The following is a 23,530-nucleotide window of genomic DNA, read 5'->3' as shown; positions in this document are numbered from 1 at the left end:
CTGAAACCAAGGTTTAAAGACTTTCTGTAACCATACAAAATTCAGGAGATACTAATTTTCAGGTTACTAAATGAAAAGTTTTTCCTCCGACTATAACGAAAGATACACTTATCAAAGCGCATTTTTTGCCTTAATAAATGTAATTTTATTAAATATGGCACGTAAAGCATCATTATACAATGAATATTAAAGAAAATGTAGACGAAGGCCTGCGTTCCATTCAGTCTAATTTACTGCGTACCGTACTCACTGCACTGATTATCGCGATCGGGATCACTTCGCTTGTCGGTATTCTGACCGCGATTGAAGGTATCCAAAATTCTGTAAACAGCAGTTTTGCTGATCTGGGTGCAAACACTTTTACTGTACAAAATCGTGAGCAAAATAATTTTCGTTCGGGAGGCCGAAGAGAAAAGCGTTACCCGGTTATTGACTATCACGAAGCAAGCGAATTTGCGGATCGTTTTCGGAATGAATTCCAGGCGACCGTATCCTTGTCGGCCAACATCGGCGGTGCCGTTCAGGCCAACTATCGCTCGAAAAAAACAAATCCAAACAGCTCAGTCATCGGCGCGGATGAACAATATCTTGCGATTAACGGATACAAGATGGATTTTGGAAGAAATCTGAATAAAAATGACCTTGAAAATTCCCTGAATGTAGCCGTACTGGGACAGGAAATTGCGAGAAATCTTTTTGACCAGCTTGATCCGGTCAACAAAGAAATTACGTTCATGGGCTCAAAATATAAAATCATCGGCGTCCTTCAAAAAAAAGGCTCGCTAGGCGGAGGCACAGATTCCGACCGCATCATTATCATCCCTTTGGCCAGTGGGCGCGGACTTGCAGCGAATCGCGCGCTGACGTATAATATCACCGCGTCGGCCCCGAGCATTTCTGACGGCGAACTGATCTTGGAAGAAGCCAGAGGACTGATGCGCCGAATTCGTGGTGATAAATTAGGCAATGAAGACTCTTTTGTGGTTGAACGAGCTGATGCGATGGCAAAAGATTTTGAGAATATTTCGGGATATCTGAGAATCGGTGGTTTTGGAATTGGTATCATTACATTGCTTGGTGCTTCTATCGCCCTGATGAATATTATGCTCGTATCCGTAACCGAACGTACGAGGGAAATCGGTATCCGAAAATCGTTGGGAGCAACGCCAAGTGTAATCCGTTTTCAGTTCCTGATTGAAGCCATCGTAGTCTGTATAATCGGTGGAATTGCGGGTTTGTTTCTGGGAATTATCATCGGAAATGTAATCTCGAATTCGATCAGTGCGGGCAGTTCTTTTGTAATTCCATGGCTTTGGATGGCGTTGGGAATTGCGGTCTGCGTAATTGTTGGTGTACTTTCCGGAATTTATCCAGCCATAAAAGCCTCACGCTTAGACCCTATCGAAGCGCTTCGCTACGAATGAAAAAAATTATTAAAATATTTCATCAGTAAAATTTGGATAAGCTAATTTTCTCGCTACTTTTGCACTCCCAACACAACACAATGCCCGGATGGCGGAATTGGTAGACGCGTTGGTCTCAAACACCAATGAGGTTACACTCGTGCCGGTTCGACTCCGGCTCCGGGTACAAAAGCTCCTTAGCTCACGCCAAGGAGCTTTTTGCTTTAATGATTCTATAAAAGCTCACTTTTTTGAATCAGTCCGAAAACTTGGGGAAACATAAAAAAGTAGTTCTTTTTTGCACTAAATCAATTGGAGTAACATTGCAAGAGTCTTATTGCCTGGTTCGACATCAGTTTAAATAAGATTACCGAACTTAAATGTCAAAAAATCTTTGCATACCGGATGCAGATAATAACAATCCGGAACAGACGACTATTACTGACGACTGGAAAACGCTCAATTCAAAAAGTGATGATAACTCAGAAGATGCTAATTTCTTGATAGAATTTCTAACCAACTTTCCCGGTAAACAAACTTTTTTTCTGACATTTCCCTATTGATTCTATTAACAGGGAAATGTCAATAAAATTTGATTGCTCCAACAAAGTGTCATTAATTCGGGATAACCCTTATTTTCATCCCGGAAAGGCAGGATAGTAAGGCTTTGACTCAGAACATTGATAAACCGAACGACCATATTTAGTACAAAACGGCTGTCCGAAGTATCGTAGTTAAGGTCGCTGCTTCATATGCATTGACAGAAGCGACCAAAAAAAAGAAAAACTATTTGTAGCCAATCATACTACTTAAAATTATACGTCAGGCAGATTTCTGCTATGCGCCGATGGAACTATCCATCGCCTTTGAGTGGAAGAAAAACGGGCCTCATCAATCATTTTGTGCAGGATAACAGCATCGTCAAATGAAGGCGCTGAACTAGTTCCAAGTTGAATATCGTCAGCGATTCTGTTGTACATTTCTCTGACGTTTGTATGAGGACCAAAGGGATCATCTGCGTTAGTTACATTAATCGACTCTGGATGCTTGCTTGACGGAGTATAATGGCTGATTGTAAAATCAGCGATCTGAGTATGTCCGGTCTCCGCTCTAAGAATAATTTTCCCTTTGGATCCTTCTATTTCCCAAATAAAAGCATCACCATATACCGGATGACCGCCCTGAAAATTAATTGAAAGCGGGGCATCATTACCTAGGCTTGCAATTACCGAGATAAAATCAGGAGCGTCAGCATCTATAAACTTGCTGGTGTCAAGCGCTTTAACTTTTGGATACCGTGTGTGAATTACTGCGGACAAATGCTTAATATCTCCTAATATATCGCAGACTGCTGCCAGTGTGTGAGCAAACGGAATTGTCAGCAGATCAGCTCCATTCTGCTTTTTTCGTAGGTATTCCTCATTTTTTGTATCGCTGATCGTATCTCCCCAGGGAGTTGCCCACCCCCGTATGCTGCTCGACAAGATAGAACCGATAAGATCGTTGTTAATCAGATCAGCCACTTTGCTTAACGCCACAGAAACGCGGGCTTGCGTGCCTGCAACAGCAACCAGTGACCTTTCACGTGCCATATTCGCTAATTCTTCTGCTTCTGCCAGGGTGCGCCCAAGTGGCCACTCGCAATAAACATGCTTTCCATGCGAAAGTATTATCCTGACAGCATCGTAGTGCAGTGGCACCCGGACTGTCACAACAATCAAATCCACTTCATCCGATGAAGCCATTTCTTCAATGCTACCGAAAGCCAACGGAATTCCGCAAGCTTCGGCAGCTGCACGCGAACTCTCGAGGCTAGAATTTACGACACCTGTTATTTCATATTGGTCAGTTAATTGACCAAGGGCGGGCAAATGCGAAACCGCAGCCCAGCTCCTCCCTGCCTGCAGGCCAACAATTCCAACTCTTATTTTTTTATGATTCATATTCCTTTGTTTTAACGAGAGCCCTCAGAGTTCTGTTTATCGATCCGAATGTCTGATTGTACCAAACTATCGATCAATATTTTAACTTCGGTTGTACCGACCTGATTTCCTAAGAAATAATACTCATGCTTACAATGACGGCACAATACCTGGATTGGTTGCCCGGCCCGTGTTCAGAGCCGACATGACACCCCTTTTTGCCAACAACAGTTTATCTAATGAATATTTCCGAAGTAAGGATCAATCTTGTAATTTTTGCATTGTTCTTTTTGCTTACAAAGTTGACATCAGTAAATCTGGCAGGCAATAAGAGGGAAAATATTCTTCTGGGGATAATATTATCCCTTATATGCCTGTTCTGAATCTGTGCTTATTTTTGTACTAAATACAAAAAAGAAAATGTACGAAAAGAAAATACCCCTGCCACTCGAATGCGGCCTGATGATGACAAGAGAAATCCTGGGCGGCAAGTGGAAACCAAATTTGTTACTTGCTATATCGGTAGGCATCAGCCGCCCAAGCCAGTTACACCGTGAAATTCCACAATCAACCAAACGGGTTCTAAATCTTCAATTAAAGGAACTGGAAGAATTCGAAATGATTGAAAAGAAAGTTTATCATCAGCTACCGCCTAAGGTCGAGTATCGCCTTACCGAGCGTGGCAAATCACTCATGCCACTCTTACAGCAAATGAATGAATGGGGAGAGAAAAATCGGCCATTTATTAAGAGCATCATCTTAAAAAGGACAAAAGCACTTGATTAGTCGATGAACCCTTTGTATCGCAGGGAGAAGTATACCTAACGCCACATCTCCTTTTCTCCTAAATTTTATGCAGTTTGAGTTAGCAGTCTTTTTTAGAGACTTTCATTTTCGTGGTTAAACCTTTTGATTAGGTCTTGATTATTTAGTTTGCTCTCGATAAGTTTATTTAAAAATTTACCAAAAAAAAATAGATGGCATTTTTTGCGCTTATGGCTAATCAGTTAAAGTAAACTTTATCACGGCTTTAATAGATCATAATAGGCGAATTACATCGAGTAGCGAATTGTTTTACCGCTCAATTAACCTCTCGATGCTTCTAAGTCTGCATAACCATTTTAGTATCTTTGAGTAGCTATTAAATATTCTTTATCCTCCTGAAAAGAAAAATTAGAGAGCCATGATCGGAACTCTCTAATTCAATGTCTACTCCTACCTAAACAAAACAGCCGAGTCAACAATCTATAAATCTGTCAATTATATTATTCAAGTTTCAAACTAGCCACCGTTGTCATTTCCACACGGGCGAGTTTGGGCAAACCGGCAACGGCAATGCAGGTACGTGTCGGGAAGCGGTTTTTGAAATAAGGACCGTATACAAGATTTAACTCGTCAAACAATCTCATATCGGTAAGGTAAATGGTCACACTGACAATGTGATCAAAGGCGAGATTATGTTCGGTTAGTACTGTTTCGATATTAGTCAGCACTTGTTTTACCTCATCGGCAAACGATGTGGTTACCAGCTTTCCGCCGGCTGATCCGATCTGTCCGGAAATAAATAAAAAACCATTTGCTACCAAAGCCTTCGAAAGTGGTAATACGGGTGCCGCGTTTTTTTCCTGATTGCTGTCCATCTATTTTTTTTTAGCTTTCACATGTATTGAACCTCAAAATTAATCGATTTTGAAAGAAATTTGACAATCCGGCAACCCGCATAACTGCTATTTTTTTCTTCATAAATACCCTTTCGAAATCGTTTTTGAATATGAGCAGCCACAAGGACCGGAGCTATCAGGACAAAATGAACTTTTACTGCCCCAAGCCAGACTGAGATCGGGGATTCAAATTTTATCAAAGACGTAGTGATCAAATATCGAAGCTCGGTCTTATGATTTGATTCATTCCGTATATTCCAAAATATCGGCTGGCTGACAATCCAGTGCTTTACATAATGCTTCCAAAGTACTAAAACGGATGGCTTTTGCTTTTCCGGTTTTTAGAACTGACAGATTTGAAAGTGTTAAACCTACTTTTTCTGACAGTTCATTCAACGACATTTTCCGCTTTGCCATCATAACATCAAGGTTTACTATTATCGGCATCAGCTATATCGTTAATTCGTTTTCGTGTTGAATTTCTATTCCTCTTTTTATAATCTGCACAATGACAAAAAGGATTACTGCCATAAAAAGCCACACATCAGCTCCTGCGATGTGCAGTGCCTGCAAGTCGGCTGGCTGCATACCTTGTTTCGTTAGCCAGACTGAATATTTAAACCCATAAAAAGAGAACAAACCAATACCCAGTGCCAAAAATGACAGGTTTGAAATAAAATTACCAAGTTCCAAATTGAAAGGCCGGGTAATATTCAACTTTTTGTTCATGAACAGTTTTACGCTGATGTAAAACATGATTGCTTTCAAAATTGCAACAATATTCATAATAAGCACAATGACAAAAAAGTGGCCGTGGTCAAAAGCATGAAGACTTGACAAATAATCCGCTCCTTCCCAAAAATTTGTAACTCCATGCGCGTTTATGAAAAGCGTAATGATCGTATTGACGGCGGTACCACCGGCCTCGACACATAAGCCTATAAAAATGATCCATGAAAGTATCTGCAATACCTTTAAAATCTGATTGGTCGTGATTCTATTTTCCATGATTAGCTGTTTTTAAATAACCATGCTAATATCGGTAAATATTTATTGAAAAACAATAAATATTTACTTAAAAAAGGAAATTTCCCTCAGTTGACTCATTTTTCAGGAAATGTTACCGCGCTTCATGGAAACCATATACCAGTTTTCCAGAAATTCCTGATTTTTCCATGAGAACCAGACCAGTTTATTCCGGCCTTTTAGTTCAAGTTTATCGGCAATGCGTCCACGGTAATTTTCTACACTTTTGGGTTCAATACAAATTTCAGCAGCTATTTGAGGTGTCGTCAGCCCCTTGGATAAATGGAGAATTACATCCCATTCCCGTTTGGTCAATCTCATCAGAAAAGCCTGAGGAATAGGTGTCTCATTATTGAAAGATGTTAAAGCGTTTGTAGATATTATTGTCATATTATTTGTCGAGGAGAGTTGTAAACTAAAAGTACAGCAAGGTTACAAATTCTACGAATATAACTATGAGATTTATGGAATTATTTGAAAATGAGGGGTAAACACCCTGAATAATGAGGGGTTTTAACTATCCTATATTAGTAATTCTATAAATAGTTTTACAGAATAAAAGTATCAGGAAAACCAAATCCATTTTCATTTCATCGAACTTTCTCTACTATGTCTTCTATGCAAATGCAAACTCCCTGGGTGGAGTCCCCCTTCTTTGAAAAGGAACTGAAAAGTGCAAATCTTGATCAGGAAACAGCTGAAATGGTAAAATTTTATGCTGAAAACGGGTATGTCATCATTGATCCGCAGATCGATGATGAACTTATCGAGAGAGCCTTGTCACAGATCAAGCCCGAATTTACCAAGCATGATACAAACCGGTTGCAAGATGCCTGGAAGGAACACGACGCCGTGAGGCAAATTGCTATTGCTCCCCGTGTGATTGAAATCCTAAATATTTTATACAGGAGAAGGCCAATTCCATTCCAAACATTAAATTTTTCAACTGGCAGCCAGCAAAGAACGCACAGCGATTCCATTCATTTCAATTCTGTACCGGAGCGCTACATGGCGGGCGTCTGGATCGCGCTGGAAGATGTGCATGATGGAAACGGCCCGCTTCATTATTATCCGGCCAGCCACCGGTTGCCATTCTATGACTTATCCATCCTGGGAATGAAAGGCTCGACGAGTTCGTCGATCGAAGATATGCTCGCCAATTATTACAACCGATATGAGGATTTCATTGAAGAACTGGTTGCACAAAAACATCTGGAAAAGAAAGTTCTGAATTTGAAAAAGGGGCAAGCATTGATATGGTCGGCCAATTTGCTGCATGGCGGAGAAAAAATCACGGTTCCGGGCTCAACCCGGTATACGCAGGTCAATCATTTCTATTTTGAAAACTGTGCATATTATCGGCCAATGAAAACCGATATGGCACTGGAAAGAATTTCAATTCAGAAGGTAACTGATATTTCAACAGGTAAAGAAGTACAAAGTAATTATCTGGGAACACCTATAAAATATGTTGGTTATTCCTATAAAATGTATCTGCCAGGAACCTTGATGAGGAAGGTAATCCCTTCAAATTTTCGTCAGTGGGTTCAAAAAATGATTAACAAATAACGCCGTCTTACACTTACTTAAAACTTGTCAAGTTAAATGAATAAATATTTATTTTCCCTAGATTATTTAAGAGGATTGGCCGCGGTGTCCGTTTGTTTTTTTCACTTTACAACGAACCTTCATTATCTGGAAAATGACGATCCTGTAAAACATTTTTTCAGTTTTGGCCATTTCGGCGTTCAGGTCTTTTTTATCATTTCGGGGCTGGTGATACCTTATTCCATGGCAAAAGGAAATTACACGATTCGAAAATTCTCTACGTTTTTTAAGAAGCGTTTGATCCGGATCGAACCTCCTTATCTTTTCTGCGTATTTCTCGCATTGCTCCTGAATTACATTACAACGCTGACGCCTTTTTATATTGGAAAACCTTTTAAAATCGATTATGCACAGGTTTTCTATCACTTTGGTTATCTAAATATTTTCATGGGTAAAGAATGGCTGAATCATGTATTCTGGACGCTCGCCATAGAGTTTCAATATTATTTGCTGATTGCACTGATATTTCCTTTGGTGAGCCACAAAAAAGCTTACGTCTGGATTACGGCGCTCGTACTATTCAATGCAGCATCATTTTTTTTTAACAAGAATTTCGTTTTCCACTTCTCAATATTCTTCACAACCGGAATTCTTTTATATCGTTATTTCTCTGAAATTTCCGGAAAATCAGAGCTGTCCATAGCCCTGATCTCGGTGCTCGCATTTCTGTTTTTGAGGTATACCTATGAAGAAATTATAGTCGTGGTATTTACCATAATTGTGATTCTGATTCCTTTAAAACCAACACTTTTAAGTACATTTTTTGGGAATATTTCCTATTCGCTGTATCTGTTTCATACGCCGGTCGGCGCTCGGCTTCTGCATATTACCCGGCGATTTTCAGATTCAGAATCGCTGAGACATGGGATGATTCTGGTCGCGTTTATTTTCTCAGTCCTGGTTTCTTATTTTTTATATAAAATGATAGAGAAACCGTTCAAAAAGTTATCCCAGAAAATCAGGTATGATGCTGCGGAGCCCAGTGTCATAACAGCATTAGCTCCTCAGTCCATATCATAAAGCGATGTTAAAGTCTTTCGTGCGTAGTGCGCCCCAGTACTACGCACTTTTTATCCGGCTTACGTTTTATCCTTTAAAATTGGTAATGTAAAGGTGCGAGCTGCAAGCAATTAAACAGACTAAGTCTCTCCTTTACCGCATACTAAGATATACTATGATCGCATGTGAGAAAATCGTATTCTTATATGTAATTATAAGAAGAAGGCTATGCAAAAATGGCTGAAAATTTCAATGGTTTTGATTGGGATATTATTTTATTTATTCCTCTTTTTTCAGCAATGGTTCATTGGCCTAAACCCTCGCCTTTTCGACCAGATAGTGGATCATTATGCCGTATTTCTTGCCATTCCCTGCGCTGGTTTTGCAGCGCTGATACTTGTTGTAATACTTGATCAGACATATGGAACTATCAAGTTTTCGATTCTTCAAATCAATTTTGAAGGTGCCTCCGGACCGATTGTATTTTGGATCCTCGTCTATCTGTCAATTATTCTCTCCATAAAAATGCTTTGGTAAACGGCGAAGAGAGGACAACGGTCAAAGTTTTTTTGAAAATTCGGTTGAACGTAACGATGTTTGCCGGCATAAAACTTTATAGACAAAAAGCTTTTATTTACACCCAACTAAATTACAAATAACATGTCGCAAACAGATTCAATAACCGATCAGGAATCAGAAAGATTTGAAAAAAAACTGGCAGAACTATTAGGTATAACATATGAAGAAATTTTAACCACGGAGTATGAAATGACTGACAACATCGGCAACGATGACATCGTCTATGAGCACATTTTAAGGTTCACCGGCGATTCTCCAAGATCTGTTCTGGATAAAATTGCGGGACTGAGCGCCGAAAATGAAATCATAATTCCGGCAGTTGATCTTGCAGAAGAAGAATAGAATTATTGAAAAGCAGTTAATTAAAAGTCGCAGTTTTTTAACTACGACTTTTAACACTTCACATACTATCTCTTCAACCCATCAAATTCCTTAGGATGGCCATGCTTTTTAACAACATAGCTAAAATGGTTTGCCACGCCGTCTTTGATCAGGAAACTTTTACTGAGTACCACATAAAACTGGACGTCGCCCGACGCATCCGGAACCATCAAATGATCTCCGACAGAGGGCAGATTCCATTTGTAGAACTCAACCTGAAATTGATTGATATCTTCTTTTTTTGTGTCTGTGGTAATGTCGATATCTTCAACAAACAAGACCGATACGAATTTATCCATGAGAATATTGATGTTTGTTTTCTTAATGTCTCTGCATGATTCTCCGAACGAAGAGTTGCGGATACAATAAATTATATACAAAAAAAGCTGTGCCTTCCTGAAAAGAAAACACAGCTTTGACGGAGAAATATATAAGATTATTTCACTACCGTAGCTTCCAGCTCAACCTTTAAAGTCTCAAAAAGACTTGTTACTTCCAGCATTGTCAATGCCGGTTTAACATCATATTTAGCGACCCAGTTTTGAAAAATTTCAAAATGAGGCCAAAGTTCAGCAGTCGAAGTTGTATAAATGTTTAGCCGAACAATACCACTGCATTCAAAACCAGCTTCGCTGATCACCTGTTCCAGATTCTGCAATGCTAGAATTAACTGAGATTTCATGTCCTCGTCACTCGATATTCCCTCCGCGCTTATAGCAGTCTGCCCTGAAACATATAGCGTACTTTCGACATTTTTCGCTTCAACGGCCTGGACATAACTACGTTGATCCTGCCATTTCCATGGGTTGATGATTCTCTTTTCCATTTTCTTTGCGTTTGAGTTAGCGCTTTTCAAGGCGCATCGTTTTAAATTTACGCTGCAAAGTTCCGGATAAGGCTTTGAACCTGGTCTTGATGCAGCTCACGATTTTGATGTGATCCAGATCACATTACGGCGACAGCCTGCTCAGGGTTTCCCTGGAAACGCCAAGATAAGCGGCAATTAAACTTTTTGGTACGCGTTGAATCAACGCCGGATATTGCCTGATAAGTTGTTCATAGCGCTCTTTCACATTTGATGTTAGCCACGATATAATACGCCGCTGTGCTCCGAGAAAACCAAAATTGGCTTTTTCAAGAAAAAATCTTTCCATTTTCTGAAGACCATCGCATAACTTTCTATAATCTTCCAGTGATAGACATAGAACCTCAGTGTCTTCAAGACATACCAGCGACATTGTGGCTTTGGTCTGTGTATAATAGGCATAAAAATCGCTTTCCCACCAATCTTCCATCGCAAAAGAAACGATGTGCTCCCTGGAATTATCATCGGTATACACCAGTTTCAGAAGTCCGGATACGACAAAGTGATGATACTTTACGGGCTCGCCTTCCTGAACCAAAAATTGATGTTTTCTAAATTTTTTCGTGGTGAAATGACTGCTCACGAATTTAAACTCATCGTCAGTGAGCGGCACTATTTTTTCTATATGTTCTCTGAGTTTTTGATGCATGGATAAAATGTTAATAACTTCTCATAGAACTGCTGAAATTCGTCAGTCTTTAAAACGTTCTGTTTTTATGATACCCTTAGAAGAAACATATAAAGTTCTGATTTTTACTTCTCTGCCAGGAATGGGCACGCCTCCGATATGGGCATTTTGAAAAACAGGCCTATGAATGAAATGAATATAAAGGGTATCTTCAGAAAAATTTCCCAGCGACCAACTATTAAAACCGAAATCATAAATTTTGTTCACAGTCAACCGGTCGAATGACATCAGGTCGATTTCAGATTTTGGCCAAAATCCATGTTTCTTTTTGTAGGAGAAAACCATCAAGTTAAAATCTACCGGCGGACTGACTTTCTTTTTTAACCGCCTGGTGTTAAGCGGAGGAAGCTGTGCTCCAAACTTTTCCAGGCAGGATGAAGATGTCACAGCTAATAAGAAAAACAAGATCAGGTTAAATAATTTATTTCCCATTGATAAGTATCAAAATCACTTCCACTTTCCGATCACTGGAAATGTTGCTATAAAATTGTATTTAAACGAGCTGATTTTCTGCAATACTACCTAATTCTGATTTGAGTTTTATATTTTAAAAAATACTCAAATTCAAAAATAGTGTAAAAAACTGCTAGCGTTATCCAATGAACTTTACTCAAATAAGAAATCGCAAGTCAACCTCCGCGCTAACAAAAGATCCCGGTGAACTGATTGCAGGCGAAAATTTTACCTAAAAAACAATCTCTTAAAATTGGAATACGTCGACTCATTGCTGCCATACCTAAAAAACGGGAAACAGATTAGCCCTGAAAATCAAGGAAGCTGTTCTAATTTTTACCGAATCAAATCCTGATCTGAAACAAATACGTTTTGATTTTCGCGAGCCTGGAAAAATTGACCTCGAAGCGTTTATGGTGTCTCATTATTCATGAGCGAAATAAAGTTTAAACGATCAAAAAACTTCTATTGACCCTGTTCTTCCGAAAACTGGCAGGCGATGTCCCGATTGTTTTTCCAAACAAACGGATAAAATATTTGTCATCTTCAAAACCCAGGTTATAAGAAATTTCCTTAACACTCATTTCCGAGTAAAAAAGCAGGCGCTGCGCTTCTCCGAAAATCTCCTGCTGAATCAAATAGGTCAATGAAAATCCTGTAACAGACTTAACAGTATCATTCAGATAACTCACCGACAAATTCATTTTCTCTGCATATTCCGAAGGCTTTTTCATTACTTTAAAGTTTTTCTGCAAAAGCGTACAGAATCTTTTAGCAATATCGACATTTCTGGAAGTGTGTTTTTCTGTGCGTGCCTCTTGCTGCAACTGATAAAGATAACATGCCTGATATACGAAAGAATCCAGCAGAGACCTCCTCAATTGCGCATTGAAAGGAGCCTTGTTATCTATATTAAGCACTGTATAGATCAGGTCGAATAACTTTTTAAACCAGTCAATTTCTTCACTTTTCAATGTCAGTAATGCAACGTTCTCAAACGACTTTTCAATAAGCATACGCGCATTATCATCCACCAGCCCGGCACTGAAAGATAACGCCCAGCCTTTGTATTCCCTGCACGAAATAAACTGATGAACCTGGCCGGGATAGGAAACCAGCAACGAATTTTGGTTGACCTGCACAGGATGGAAGTCTATATTAAAATCAATCGTTCCCTCCTCTAAAAAGAAACAACAGTAATGGTCGTGACGATGCGGTATCGAAATCTTGTTCGAATGAGCTAAAATCAGGTCTTCAGAAGAATCAAACGGGAAAAGATACACCTCCGATTCATTCCCAAAAAACTCTTCAAACTGATAAACCGGAATATTCTTGTCAGACATTTTTAAAAAATTAAGACCAGAAGCCATGTGCAAAGATTTTGGCATCAAGATCGGGAAGTCGTTTCAAAAACTTTCTCAAACCTGAAACCATCGGAATATATCCTGCAATATAAATAGAGGAATATTCAGTCAATATCTTCTCCTCCGCATATCTTATTAGTGAACGAAGACAATCCTCGCGGGATTTCATGACAAGGCTAAATTCCGGATTGTCCGAAAGGAACAGAGGTGGTAAGATATATTCTTCGTTGAGAAATACGATTGCTTCAAACGGAAAATTGCCTCTTTCAGTCATTTGTTTGAGTGCTAAAAAATGCCCGAGTGCACTCCCGTCCCCGAAACACAGAATTTTCCCCGGCTTGTTTGGCAATGGAGCAGCATGGGCAACAGCCAAAAATATTGTATCGCCAACTTTAAGATTTTTTGCCCAGCGGCTACCGTAACCTTCGTGTTCGGATTCTATAAAAACAGTGCAGATACGTTTTTCAGCATCCCAGCAAGCGGGTGTGTAATCGCGGTATTCGCCATATGCCACCTTACACTTGACTCGCTGAATACTGTTCCATTTTCGCATGTCGATCTCCGGCATATGGATAACAATTTCAAACATACCGGACAGTTCCCAAGCCTTCACTCCTACAACATAACATTCTGATGTAAAGGCCTTATCCACCAAATTATAAATTGCCTTTTTTAACACGTTTGCCATCTTTCCTGATAAATTCTCCTGATTCAATACCATTAACAGGAGCAAAGTTATTCCAGGAAATAAGGGTTTTTATACCACAGATTACGGACAAAGGTGGACAATTCGCGTTAATAACGCCAACCTGCCTAATCTGTGCCTGTTTGCTGACAGTTTCTTGCTATCTATTATGTCTGACATTTTCCGGCTGTAAAAAACAATCACTGCACCAGGTGTACCAGCGCAGTGATAAAAAACGCAGACAACAGGATTATCTGGCGTTCAGCAATAAAGTAGTTTCTTTGATCTTTCTCCGGCTGACAGAAACTTCTTTTCCATCTGCCAGTTTTAGTAAACGATCATCGTCAACTCTTGAAATAATAAAATCCGAGTTTATAATGAACGCTTTGTGTACGCGGATAAAATTCTTTTTTAAATGCTGCGAGACCAATTTCAGCGTCTTTGATACCACATAACGCTGACCTGAATCAGTGTGAATTATGGTATAATTTCCTAAGCCTTCAAGTAACATGATCGTTTTGGGCGGAACGATCATACTCCCGCCTTTGACGTGGACGATAACGTCGGTTTTCCTGGACACAGGTTTTCTTTTAAGTTCTGGTGAATTTTCTAACGTTTTCATTTTTAAGCACTGGGTTGTTGTTTATATACATACGAAGGATATCGAAAATCCGATTAAACAAAAAAGGATCCGGAAAGCTCCGAAACCTTTAAACATTTTACTCAACGTTAATAAAAAGAGTCTCAGAAGCCCGAGACTCTTTAAGTGATACCTCTTCTATGCTCATTCCGAGCAAAGGACAAATTAAAAAAATCAATCCTATTGGTTTTAGCCGCATTGCGTACCGAAAACTGTGGAAACTGGGAAAGAATGAGTATTTAGAGATGCAATTACACGAACTAATCAGACCGAAGAGACTTTACGGGATTTACGAGTGCTGTTTCTACCAAACGATAGACCTTCTGTTAAAAAGGCGATCAGTCAGGTAATTGAAAAAGCCGATATAAATAATTTACGGTGATATCCATAACTAAAAATGCCGGCTTTTTAAGGGCCGGCATTTTTACACACTGTTTTAAACTGATAGCGGAGGATTAAATATGATACAATTCTAAAAAATACCGTTTGATAAATAAAGCTAAACTTATTTAACGGTAAAAACTTCGAATAGTACCCGCCTGAGAAAAACCTGATTTTATCCCAAAGCTTGTTTGCAATCACCTGACTTATAACTTGATCTCGATAATTTCTGCTGATTGAAATACGATTTTCACTACTAAAAATTTCATTGCCGCAGATTCTTATAATTTCGGTAATGGAGACAATAAATAATTTATGAACGCGGATAAATAATTCACTCTTGAAACTTTTCTCTGGGTTTTTTCAAATCCAGCAGCGTAATCTTTCGCCCGCCCGGTTGTCAACAAATTTTCGTCAGCTTTTGTTAATCAATATTTTGATGGATAATGGAGAACACAAAAATGCTGAAGAATTCTATAACCGGTGATAACTTGTATTTTCAGATGCCTGTAAATCAATATGCGCTATGGAACAATCACAGAAGAAACTTTTGTAAACAAAAGTCAAGTCAAAGCCAATACTGAACCCAGAAAAGTCCGGATTTCAGAATTTCCCTATTAAAAGTCTTTTGGAAGCAAGTCAAAAAATCTAAAGAATACGTTAACGGGATTCTACGACCAACGTGAGCGGATCAGAAAAAGAGCGAATCAGGCCAGTTCGCAACTGTTTTCACTGAAAAATTTCACCTCTCCTGTTTTTTCGTTTCTGCATTTCACTTTGCCTGTAAACTTTACAGTCGCTCCTTTTTTGATATTTTCGTGTTCCAGAATAAGCCAGGTATCAGCACTATTTTTAACTTTTACACGAACACGGTCATTGTACTTCTGGACAGGCATAACTTTATTTTATGATATATGGGCGTCAAAGGTAAGGAAATAATCGGGTAAAAGATTACGAAACCACCCAGCAAAAAAGGAGACATCAGCCTCCTTTTACTTCCTGCTACAAATTTTCTTCAGGTATTTCAACCAGCATATATTCATCAATCTGATTCCATGAATAGCGGTAAATAATTCCGCGCGGAGCTTCAATGAAATCACTTCCTTCCGCGTCACGATATCCTGGCCGCCATTGGTGTGTATTTTTAATCCTGAATTTGACGCTGGAACCAGGCTTCGGCAAATCTTCCTTCGTAACGATCTTAACTTTCATAATTTACCTTATTTGGTTATTGCTGGAAGTTACGACAATTTACTCTCGCATCCGGTTTAATACGGATAACCGCCTGTTTAATAAATTTAATTTTTCATAATTATTTCTTTTACTCGTGGATCTTCATTGCATTAACAGCCAGCTTATCGTTTATTTCCATATATTTTCGCGCACTGTCTTTTTTATAAAAATAAGAATACGCACTGACTGACTCAGCCTATAAGCTGGCATTTTTGTTATCCAGTTTAATAGCCTCCTTCTGATAAATCCCGGAGGTATCCAACTGTTTAAGATTAGCTTATAAAAATGAAAGATAGAAAGGATTGTCCTTAGAAGTTCTTCATAAAAACGGTCAAAATTTATTTTTTGGCCAAAGCAAACTAATTATTGATCACGATCGTGTGCTGGCTATCCTTATACTATATACGTAATGCAAACCTAAATACTGGATGCCGTTGCCGCTTGTACCGGAACAGTTGGGGCATTTGCAACGCATAACCATGTCCAGCTTAATTTGCCGCCGCCAGACATCATCGTTTGTGTACAATTTAGCGGAAAAGAAACTGACTCGAAAGATTGATCCATGGAAATAAACCCGATCTGCTTGTCCCCTGTCTGTGCCAGTGCATCACCAAGTTTGGACAAACCATCACTCGCCGACGTGATACCCGTTAGTACCACAGGACTCACACCGCCAATTGCCTGGACAAGACCGCTTTTTTCAACATCAGTTTCTACAAAATTGCCAATACCTGAAAGTATTTTCCCGATGTCTTTCAGAAGAACATGCGATTCCATTACCCAAATCCTGACATTCAACATATTGTTCGCTGGCAACTGTGTTGACAACAGAAAAAGACCTCCCTCGGAGTCACCTGCTGGTGCGAAATCATATTCCGTTTGATTTTCTCCGAGCGTAAGGTTTCCGGAATCCGGCAAATGTGAAACTGCGAGACTTTGCGGGTTTACTGCATTTGTGGAAGCAAGCACAAAATAAATGGATCTTTCCTTATCTGAACCCGAAAGTTCGATCGAATCCAGCTTTAACTCAACCGTTAATGTGCTCATACAATTCGGAAGTTTAGGTTTTATGTATAAATAAATAGAAACCTGTATCATGTAAGTTGTGATACATTAATATCCCAACATCCTCCCCAGGTAAATGATACAGGTTCCTTTTCTTCCAGTCCTTATCCGGAATTAGCTTGCCGCTACCGCATCGGACGTCACATTGATCAGCCCCATTGTGTTGCTCAAAGTTGTTCCGGTTATTGTGTAGTTAGCAGTACTTCCATTTCCGGATTCATAGATAAAACCCTGACTAGCAGTATTATCTTTTCCGGCAACTACATTTGCTTTCAGCCAGATAACTGATCCGCTAGGAACACCAAGCGAACCCGGATCTACCGTTTGTGTACGGCCAAGCGTGATATCGCTGCCCGTTTTTGACGTTTTTCTGTTTCCGTTCTGATCCATATACTCAAACTCTATTTTAACTACGAATCCTCCTCCGTTGTGCAACGAAACTTTTCCAATTTGGTCCATTGTGGTAGCGATTTAAAAGTTAAAGAAATAGTTTAATTGATTTTTTGATACTGTCCGTCAAGCAAAGTTTTTCATAACATTGCCGCACAGTTTAATCGATTAAAGAGATACCAAAATCTGAAATTCAAGTGCCGACCAATATATCCTTGTGCACATCAGACGAATCGGTCAATGCATTAAAATCAGACTTACAAGATTTGGAAACCTGTGATTATGGATAACAAAACTTTATGTACCTCCCATACAAAAATTCTGTTCTTGTCACTTGTTTCGTACTCTCTTTCAGCGACTAACATGACAAAGGTCATAATTTTTGGAGGCCAGAAACAGACCATAAACACGTGTTTATTTAAAACAAGTGTTTTCACTTAGATACAGGTGTTTTTATACCTAAGTGATTTTGCCTTTTTATTCCTATTGGGAAAGACTTCAAAAGAGTTATTTAAGGCGACGCGGATGACTACTTTTCCTGCTTTTTACCTACTTTTAGTATCGAAGATTTGCTAAAAGTAATTTAATAATTCCGCCTCAACCATTTTCCCGAAATATTCTTAAATTTTATCAACATTATGAAAATAAAACTTCTGCTCTGCACTTTGGCACTTGCCGGCGTTCATTATAAATCAATGAGCCAGGCATTTAACAACTTCCCGGTAACAACGCAGAAACCACCGCTTCATGGAAAACACTGGATGGCTATCACAGGAAAACCACTGGCAGCAACAGCCGGAGCCATGATTTTCGCAAAGGGCGGAAATGCTATCGACGCCTCCTGCGCCATGCTTGCGTCTACCTGCACAATGTGGGATGTGTTGAGCTGGGGTGGCGAAACACAAGCGTTGATCTACAATCCGAAAACAAAAAAGGTAATAGCGTTAAATGCAATGGGCGTTGCGCCGACGGGTGCCACCGCTGATTTTTTTAAAAATAAGGGGATGAAGTATCCACCGGATCTTGGACCTCTTGCCGCAACTACGCCCGGAACAGCGGGCGGTTTGATGACCATGCTGGCTGAATATGGTACAATGAGCCTGAAACAGGTGTTAGCACCGGCTATGCAGCTCGCTGAAGGATATCCTATCGAAGCTCAAACTGCAAATTCCATTGAACGGGGAAAAGAAAAAATCAAGCAATGGCCTTATTCTAAAAAGGTTTTCTTACCGCATTTGGGCGACAAACGGGAAGCACCGGATGCCGGAGAAGTTTTTGTCCAGAAAGACTTGTTAGCAACTTTACAAAAACTGGTCGATACCGAAGCACAGGCTTTAAAGAAAGGAAAAACCAGAAAAGAAGCGATTTATGCAGCTTATGACCGCTTTTATAAAGGAGACATTGCGAAGGAAATTGCACGCGGCTGCCAGGAACAAGGCGGTTTGATTACCGAGCAGGATCTGGCAAACTGGAAAGTTAAAATCGAAGAGCCATTGATGACAACTTATAAAGGAATTGAAGTTTATAAAATGCAGTCATGGACGCAGGGCCCGGTGATGTTGCAGGCACTGAATATGCTGGAAAATTTTGACCTGAAAAGTATGGGTTACAACTCTTCCCGCTATGTTCACACGTTGTATCAAACCATGAACCTGGCTTTTGCCGACAGGGACTATTATTACGGAGATCCCGCTTTCGCACCGGAAGAACCAATAAAGGGCTTGCTTTCAAAAGAATATGCGAAGGAAAGAATTAAACAAATCAACTGGGAAAGAAACGATCCAAAAACACTTCCGGGCGATCCCTACCCTTTTGAAGGAAAAACCAATCCGTATACTGACCAGATCAAAAACTGGGGAGTAAAACAGGTTTCCCAAAGAAATGTTAACGGTCTTGACGAAAAGTTCATGGAAGAATTTACCGCCGGCACTACCTCCGTCGAAGCCGCTGATGAAGAAGGCTGGGTAGTTTCCATAACGCCAAGTGGCGGATGGGTTCCGGCCTGTATTGCAGGAAACACGGGTGTTGGATTAAGTCAGCGTATGCAATCTTTTGTCCTGGACCCGAAAGAAAATCCTTTCAATGTAGTTGAGCCAGGAAAACGTCCGCGTGTGACCTTAACGCCAAGTCTTGCGCTGAAAGATGGAAAACCATTTTTATCATTTGCAAAACAGGCCGGCGACGAGCAGGATCAGTTGTTGCTCCAGTTCTTTCTAAATATTGTGGAATTTGGAATGACTGTTCAGGAGGCAACCGAAGCTCCAAGTTTCAAAACGTTGCAGATGTATGCAAGTTTTGGCGATCATGAAAAGGAGCCGGGCGGTTTAATTCTGAACGAAGCAATGCCAGACTGGACCCGAAAGGAATTATCAAGAATGGGGTATAAAAACTCATATCAGCCGCGGACCAGTGGCCCGATCAATGCCATTTATTTCGACTGGATTCATGGTACGCTCTGGGGAGGTTCAAGCAATCATGGCGAAGACTACGGAATTGGCTGGTAAATTGTAAAAATAACAAATAAGCAAAAAGACCCGCTCTATTTCTTTAAAGCGGGTTTTTTTGTTGTAATTACTTCTTAGCTATCTGGGCAAGAGCTCTGCCCAAATCTGTATCCAGAAAATTGGCAGCCTCATCATGATCTGTGGAAAGACTGACTGGAAGCCATTTTTCCATTTCTTCTGTTCTGGCCTGATCAGCAATTTTCAGCAGACCGATCGCTTCACTTCCCAATACCAGATGCACAGGAGCCTCCGTATTGTCGACCAGTTCCACCATTACTTTCGCAGCTTTTTCAGGATCGCCAACAGGTATGAAATTTCCTGCCTTGAAAAAATCAGCTCGCTGGTCGACGGTCGTTTCGTAACCTTCTACCGACGGCGCATAACTCATAGAGTCCCCTGCCCAATCGGTACGGAATCCGCCTGGTTCTATGCAAGTCACTTTGATTCCAAGTGGTGCGACTTCTTTCGATAAGGCTTCACTGAAACCACCCAAACCAAACTTAGCTGCCTGATACATGGTCAGTCCGGGATTACCAACACGCCCTCCCACCGAGCTGATCTGTAAAATATGTCCGGAACGTTGTTTACGCATATGAGGTAAAACGGCGCGTGTAATTTCAATCGGCGCATATAAATTAGTTTCCAACTGACTGCGAACCTGGTCTGCGGAGAAAGCTTCGGCAGCACCTATAATCCCAAAACCGGCATTGTTAACCAGAACATCAATCCTTCCAAATTTTGCAATCGTGTCAGCGACGGCCGAATGAATCTGACCGTCATTGGTAACATCCAGTTTAAGAACATAAACCTGATCCGGGTATTTTTCTGACAGATCCTTCAGTTGATCAGGATTTCGCGCAGTGGCAGCCACTATATCGCCTTTTGTTAAAACCGCTTCGGCAAGGCTACGTCCTAATCCTCGGGAGCTGCCTGTTATAAACCATATTTTTTTCATTGCTTTCGAATTTTATTTGATACAAAATTACGCTGGCAATGCTTTGGAAACTTTGTTAAAAAGCTCAAATTACTTTGTTAAAAAGCTCAAAAAAAATATTGGGAAGTATGTTTTTATTTCCTGTCTCGATAAGACAAAAAAATAAAGAACCCCGGAAAATCCAGGGTTCTTTACGCACCACTACTCAACGTTAAGAAATAAAGTTAAAAGGAATCATGTTATAAATAAATAAAACTTATCAAATGGCACAAATGAAAGATCAATCTGGACTAAAAATGCGTAATGAACCATTTTTTCACTCCTCCTGAATTACTAACTTTTTAATTTACAAAAAGTTATTTGTCATAATATTTCGATAATATCCGGGTCCGAACTTTCCTGATCATCTTCATATTCCCATTCAGAAATTGTTTCAACAGGGTAACTAATACCCACTTCTTCTGACGATTCATGATCAATTTTTTCAATAAACACTTTTAAAAGTTCGTTGTAAACTCCTTTATGCCTGATTCCAGACAAATCAGTAAACAACAGCCGGATATGGGGTGAGGGCAAGTCTTTGCTTTTCATTTTGTATATAGATTTTGAAAAATAGTACAATCGATATTTCCTTCATTCAGAAGTAATTTAAGCGTTTATATTTTAGGAATAAAAAGCGTTGTGACTAATTTGTTTTGACAACGTCGATATTATCGCACTCGCCGTTTTTACCGGTGGACAAAATGAAAAACGTCCTGACTTTTTTCACAAAAGTTTTCTCGGAACTGAAATCCATTACAAATACAACGCTTATCACATCCTTGACCATACCGAAAATCAACTTATGCAGATGAGAAATCCATTTGCACCGATTGTTCTGGCCGCACAAAAAGTACTTTTAACAAACAAAATTCCGTATAACAACGAACCGATCGAGCGATTTCTCTTCTCTTTGAAGACTTTTATCTATATTCATAAAGGGAGGAAGCTTTTGAGGAGGGTCCGGAGAAAGGCGTGGACCAGAGAATAAAAAGAGGCGAGCAAAAAAAGAACAATCTAATTGTGACTAACCTTTTACTTCGATATATCCAAAATTGCTAAGCTTGCATTTGTTACTGAGAAATATGTTTTGGATGTAAAAAATCTTTTGGCCAAATCGACTGATTAACAATTGAATATCAATAAAAAAGAGGCATAGATACGCCTCTTTTTTATTGATATTATTCCAAAATTAATAACCTGGATTGTTAGGAAGCAGATTTGGATTTACATCCGACTCTTGCTTTGGTATCGGGAATAAAAGTTGTTTTTCTGAAAACGTGGCTCCAAAAACTGTTTTGTGTCCCACAAAATTGTCCCAGTTTCCGGTGACATCGTTATGCACTTTTCGTGTCCGGATCATATCAAACCACATTTTATTCTCAAAACAAAGTTCAAAATAACGCTGTAACCAAACTTCCTGTTCGAAAGCAGTCTGCCCCAGATTCCCGATCGCTGACAAACTCGCCCTCGCACGGATTTTATTTACATATTCAATCGCTTTCGCATTCGGCGATCCCTCGGCACGGTTTGACGCTTCGGCATACATCAAATAGACATCCGCCAAACGGTATAAGGTGTAATTAAGATCAGATTTGACGGTGTTTGTGACCGCATTAACATCGAACCATTTATAAATGTAAGTATTCTTAAATTTTACGGTTTCGCCCGTTTTTACACTTGGATAACTTGTGTAAAAAAACTGACGCTCCTGCACACGTTTATCACCAGCGGGAAAGGATTTGATGAAGTCCGGGGTCGGATAAACGGATCCATATTCATCAGCATATTTTGATATGCCTGAAAAGTTGGGAATTGTGAGTGGTGTAAGCGGGTTCAAAGACGGCGCCGCCGCTGAATATTGAACCTGGAAAATAAACTCTCCTGAATTCTTGTTTACAGGCAGAATCATATCCGTATAGTTTGCAAAAAGTGTATAACCACCTTTGTCAATCACATTTAATGAGCGTTTTGCAGATTCCGCATAATATTGAGCTCCGCCATTTATTGCCGCACCTGCATAAGTCAGGTACACGTCTGCAAGAATCGACTCTATTGCTCCCATGGAAATTTTCCCAGTATTATCCGACCAGGCAAGGGTTGATTTTTCAGCAAAAAGCAAATCAGGGATGATGATATTATCATAGATTTCCTTTGCTGCCACACGCGGAACATTGAGGTTCAGATCTTTCGGAACAGTTGTCACACTTGGCACAGCGCCGTACATTCTGACAAGATAAAAGTAGTATAGCGCACGCAGGGTACGAACCTCAGCAAGCATATTGTTTTTTTGTTCTTCGGTCAGTCCGGCAGCATTGATCGTGGGAATACTCTGAATCGCCAGGTTACACGCGCCAATCCCAAGATACATTTGCTGCCACCAGGTATCGAAATAAAACGACGTGTTGTTGTAACCAAGATTTTGAAAATTGATAAAACCGGTCTGTCCCAGATCGCTGTTGGCTTTACCTGTCATAAATTCAAGCAAATTCCAGGTGTTACCTCCATAGGAAGAATTTTGTCCTGCCAGCAAACCTTGTAAATTAGCATAGCCTGCATTCGCATAAGCTCTTGCTACTTTTACACTGGAAACATCGGAATCCGGGGTTATAAAACCTGTGGGACTTTCTTCCAAAAAGTCGTTACATGAACCTAACGTCAGGAGCGACGCGGCTAACAATATATTTTTCAGCACTTTCATTTTGATTTC

26 protein-coding genes and 1 tRNA gene are annotated in these 23,530 nt (G+C 39.9%); 8 read left to right on the top strand and 19 right to left on the bottom strand.

Annotation, left to right across the window (positions count from 1 at the left end):
* Nucleotides 1-179: 179 nt before the first annotated feature.
* From BMY70_RS07690 to BMY70_RS07680, 3 genes are all read left to right on the top strand, one after another.
* On the top strand, nucleotides 180-1,424 hold the full coding sequence (locus BMY70_RS07690) for an ABC transporter permease (protein WP_090334188.1): 1,245 nt from the start codon (nucleotides 180-182) through the stop codon (nucleotides 1,422-1,424).
* A gap of 82 nt (nucleotides 1,425-1,506) precedes the next feature.
* Nucleotides 1,507-1,590: transfer RNA gene (locus tag BMY70_RS07685), tRNA-Leu, on the top strand.
* Nucleotides 1,591-1,783: 193 nt separating this feature from the next.
* A complete protein-coding gene (locus BMY70_RS07680) occupies nucleotides 1,784-1,966 on the top strand; it encodes a hypothetical protein (RefSeq protein WP_090334186.1) in 183 nt (60 codons plus the stop codon).
* A 252-nt stretch (nucleotides 1,967-2,218) separates the two neighbouring features.
* On the opposite strand, the gene BMY70_RS07675 is transcribed toward BMY70_RS07680, so the two are convergent.
* Nucleotides 2,219-3,346, bottom strand: a complete 1,128-nt coding sequence (locus BMY70_RS07675; protein WP_090334185.1) for a Gfo/Idh/MocA family protein — start codon at nucleotides 3,344-3,346, stop codon at nucleotides 2,219-2,221.
* Between the two features lie 399 nt (nucleotides 3,347-3,745).
* Between BMY70_RS07675 and BMY70_RS07670 the strand changes: the two genes are divergently transcribed.
* On the top strand, nucleotides 3,746-4,111 hold the full coding sequence (locus tag BMY70_RS07670) for a winged helix-turn-helix transcriptional regulator (protein WP_090334182.1): 366 nt from the start codon (nucleotides 3,746-3,748) through the stop codon (nucleotides 4,109-4,111).
* Nucleotides 4,112-4,590: 479 nt separating this feature from the next.
* Here BMY70_RS07670 and BMY70_RS07665 read toward each other — a convergent pair whose 3' ends face one another.
* The 4 genes from BMY70_RS07665 to BMY70_RS07645 form a co-directional block, all read right to left on the bottom strand.
* Complete coding sequence (locus BMY70_RS07665; protein WP_090334180.1) at nucleotides 4,591-4,965, bottom strand: Rid family hydrolase; 375 nt, start codon at nucleotides 4,963-4,965, stop codon at nucleotides 4,591-4,593.
* A gap of 264 nt (nucleotides 4,966-5,229) precedes the next feature.
* Nucleotides 5,230-5,433: a helix-turn-helix domain-containing protein gene (locus tag BMY70_RS07655; RefSeq protein ID WP_090334174.1), complete on the bottom strand. Its 204-nt coding sequence runs from the start codon at nucleotides 5,431-5,433 to the stop codon at nucleotides 5,230-5,232.
* A 3-nt stretch (nucleotides 5,434-5,436) separates the two neighbouring features.
* Nucleotides 5,437-5,994 (bottom strand): DUF2975 domain-containing protein, encoded by a 558-nt coding sequence (locus BMY70_RS07650; RefSeq protein WP_090334172.1) that lies wholly within the window; start codon nucleotides 5,992-5,994, stop codon nucleotides 5,437-5,439.
* A 102-nt stretch (nucleotides 5,995-6,096) separates the two neighbouring features.
* Nucleotides 6,097-6,402 carry a response regulator transcription factor gene (locus BMY70_RS07645; RefSeq protein WP_090334169.1) on the bottom strand — a complete coding sequence of 102 codons (306 nt, stop codon included), beginning with the start codon at nucleotides 6,400-6,402 and terminating at the stop codon, nucleotides 6,097-6,099.
* A gap of 219 nt (nucleotides 6,403-6,621) precedes the next feature.
* Between BMY70_RS07645 and BMY70_RS07640 the strand changes: the two genes are divergently transcribed.
* The 3 genes from BMY70_RS07640 (at nucleotide 6,622) to BMY70_RS07625 (ending at nucleotide 9,540) form a co-directional block, all read left to right on the top strand.
* Nucleotides 6,622-7,581 (top strand): phytanoyl-CoA dioxygenase family protein, encoded by a 960-nt coding sequence (locus BMY70_RS07640; protein ID WP_090334166.1) that lies wholly within the window; start codon nucleotides 6,622-6,624, stop codon nucleotides 7,579-7,581.
* A gap of 36 nt (nucleotides 7,582-7,617) precedes the next feature.
* A complete protein-coding gene (locus BMY70_RS07635) occupies nucleotides 7,618-8,640 on the top strand; it encodes an acyltransferase family protein (protein ID WP_090334162.1) in 1,023 nt (340 codons plus the stop codon).
* Nucleotides 8,641-9,279: 639 nt separating this feature from the next.
* Nucleotides 9,280-9,540: a hypothetical protein gene (locus BMY70_RS07625; RefSeq protein WP_090334158.1), complete on the top strand. Its 261-nt coding sequence runs from the start codon at nucleotides 9,280-9,282 to the stop codon at nucleotides 9,538-9,540.
* A gap of 65 nt (nucleotides 9,541-9,605) precedes the next feature.
* Here the strand turns inward: BMY70_RS07625 and BMY70_RS07620 are convergent, their stop codons facing one another.
* The 11 genes from BMY70_RS07620 to BMY70_RS07570 all read right to left on the bottom strand — a co-directional run bounded on the left by BMY70_RS07620 (nucleotide 9,606) and on the right by BMY70_RS07570 (nucleotide 17,412).
* Nucleotides 9,606-9,878 (bottom strand): hypothetical protein, encoded by a 273-nt coding sequence (locus BMY70_RS07620; protein WP_090334155.1) that lies wholly within the window; start codon nucleotides 9,876-9,878, stop codon nucleotides 9,606-9,608.
* 137 nt (nucleotides 9,879-10,015) lie between these two features.
* Nucleotides 10,016-10,405: a RidA family protein gene (locus tag BMY70_RS07615; RefSeq protein ID WP_090334152.1), complete on the bottom strand. Its 390-nt coding sequence runs from the start codon at nucleotides 10,403-10,405 to the stop codon at nucleotides 10,016-10,018.
* A 124-nt stretch (nucleotides 10,406-10,529) separates the two neighbouring features.
* Nucleotides 10,530-11,093 carry a Crp/Fnr family transcriptional regulator gene (locus BMY70_RS07610; RefSeq protein WP_090334149.1) on the bottom strand — a complete coding sequence of 188 codons (564 nt, stop codon included), beginning with the start codon at nucleotides 11,091-11,093 and terminating at the stop codon, nucleotides 10,530-10,532.
* A gap of 42 nt (nucleotides 11,094-11,135) precedes the next feature.
* Nucleotides 11,136-11,564 (bottom strand): hypothetical protein, encoded by a 429-nt coding sequence (locus BMY70_RS07605; RefSeq protein WP_090334146.1) that lies wholly within the window; start codon nucleotides 11,562-11,564, stop codon nucleotides 11,136-11,138.
* Between the two features lie 467 nt (nucleotides 11,565-12,031).
* Nucleotides 12,032-12,928 carry an AraC family transcriptional regulator gene (locus tag BMY70_RS07600; RefSeq protein WP_177196976.1) on the bottom strand — a complete coding sequence of 299 codons (897 nt, stop codon included), beginning with the start codon at nucleotides 12,926-12,928 and terminating at the stop codon, nucleotides 12,032-12,034.
* Nucleotides 12,929-12,938: 10 nt separating this feature from the next.
* A complete protein-coding gene (locus BMY70_RS07595) occupies nucleotides 12,939-13,637 on the bottom strand; it encodes a ferredoxin reductase domain-containing protein (RefSeq protein ID WP_090334784.1) in 699 nt (232 codons plus the stop codon).
* A gap of 247 nt (nucleotides 13,638-13,884) precedes the next feature.
* Nucleotides 13,885-14,256 carry a LytR/AlgR family response regulator transcription factor gene (locus BMY70_RS07590; protein ID WP_229209517.1) on the bottom strand — a complete coding sequence of 124 codons (372 nt, stop codon included), beginning with the start codon at nucleotides 14,254-14,256 and terminating at the stop codon, nucleotides 13,885-13,887.
* Between the two features lie 1,106 nt (nucleotides 14,257-15,362).
* Nucleotides 15,363-15,551, bottom strand: coding sequence for a hypothetical protein (locus tag BMY70_RS07585; RefSeq protein ID WP_090334141.1), 189 nt, complete (start codon nucleotides 15,549-15,551; stop codon nucleotides 15,363-15,365).
* A gap of 106 nt (nucleotides 15,552-15,657) precedes the next feature.
* Nucleotides 15,658-15,867 (bottom strand): SH2 domain-containing protein, encoded by a 210-nt coding sequence (locus BMY70_RS07580; protein ID WP_090334138.1) that lies wholly within the window; start codon nucleotides 15,865-15,867, stop codon nucleotides 15,658-15,660.
* A 438-nt stretch (nucleotides 15,868-16,305) separates the two neighbouring features.
* On the bottom strand, nucleotides 16,306-16,935 hold the full coding sequence (locus BMY70_RS07575) for a hypothetical protein (protein ID WP_090334136.1): 630 nt from the start codon (nucleotides 16,933-16,935) through the stop codon (nucleotides 16,306-16,308).
* A 132-nt stretch (nucleotides 16,936-17,067) separates the two neighbouring features.
* On the bottom strand, nucleotides 17,068-17,412 hold the full coding sequence (locus BMY70_RS07570; RefSeq protein WP_090334134.1) for a hypothetical protein: 345 nt from the start codon (nucleotides 17,410-17,412) through the stop codon (nucleotides 17,068-17,070).
* Between the two features lie 569 nt (nucleotides 17,413-17,981).
* Here BMY70_RS07570 and BMY70_RS07565 point away from each other — a divergent pair.
* Complete coding sequence (locus BMY70_RS07565; protein ID WP_090334129.1) at nucleotides 17,982-19,847, top strand: gamma-glutamyltransferase family protein; 1,866 nt, start codon at nucleotides 17,982-17,984, stop codon at nucleotides 19,845-19,847.
* A 67-nt stretch (nucleotides 19,848-19,914) separates the two neighbouring features.
* On the opposite strand, the gene BMY70_RS07560 is transcribed toward BMY70_RS07565, so the two are convergent.
* The 3 genes from BMY70_RS07560 to BMY70_RS07545 form a co-directional block, all read right to left on the bottom strand.
* Nucleotides 19,915-20,802 (bottom strand): oxidoreductase, encoded by an 888-nt coding sequence (locus BMY70_RS07560; protein ID WP_090334126.1) that lies wholly within the window; start codon nucleotides 20,800-20,802, stop codon nucleotides 19,915-19,917.
* Between the two features lie 342 nt (nucleotides 20,803-21,144).
* Nucleotides 21,145-21,372, bottom strand: a complete 228-nt coding sequence (locus BMY70_RS07555) for a hypothetical protein (protein ID WP_090334124.1) — start codon at nucleotides 21,370-21,372, stop codon at nucleotides 21,145-21,147.
* A gap of 640 nt (nucleotides 21,373-22,012) precedes the next feature.
* Nucleotides 22,013-23,521 (bottom strand): RagB/SusD family nutrient uptake outer membrane protein, encoded by a 1,509-nt coding sequence (locus tag BMY70_RS07545; protein ID WP_090334118.1) that lies wholly within the window; start codon nucleotides 23,519-23,521, stop codon nucleotides 22,013-22,015.
* Nucleotides 23,522-23,530 lie beyond the last annotated feature (9 nt).

Origin of the sequence: Dyadobacter koreensis (genome assembly GCF_900108855.1) — a bacterium.
In the GTDB taxonomy this organism is placed as follows: domain Bacteria; phylum Bacteroidota; class Bacteroidia; order Cytophagales; family Spirosomataceae; genus Dyadobacter; species Dyadobacter koreensis.
This window is presented reverse-complemented; position numbering and strand designations above follow the sequence as displayed.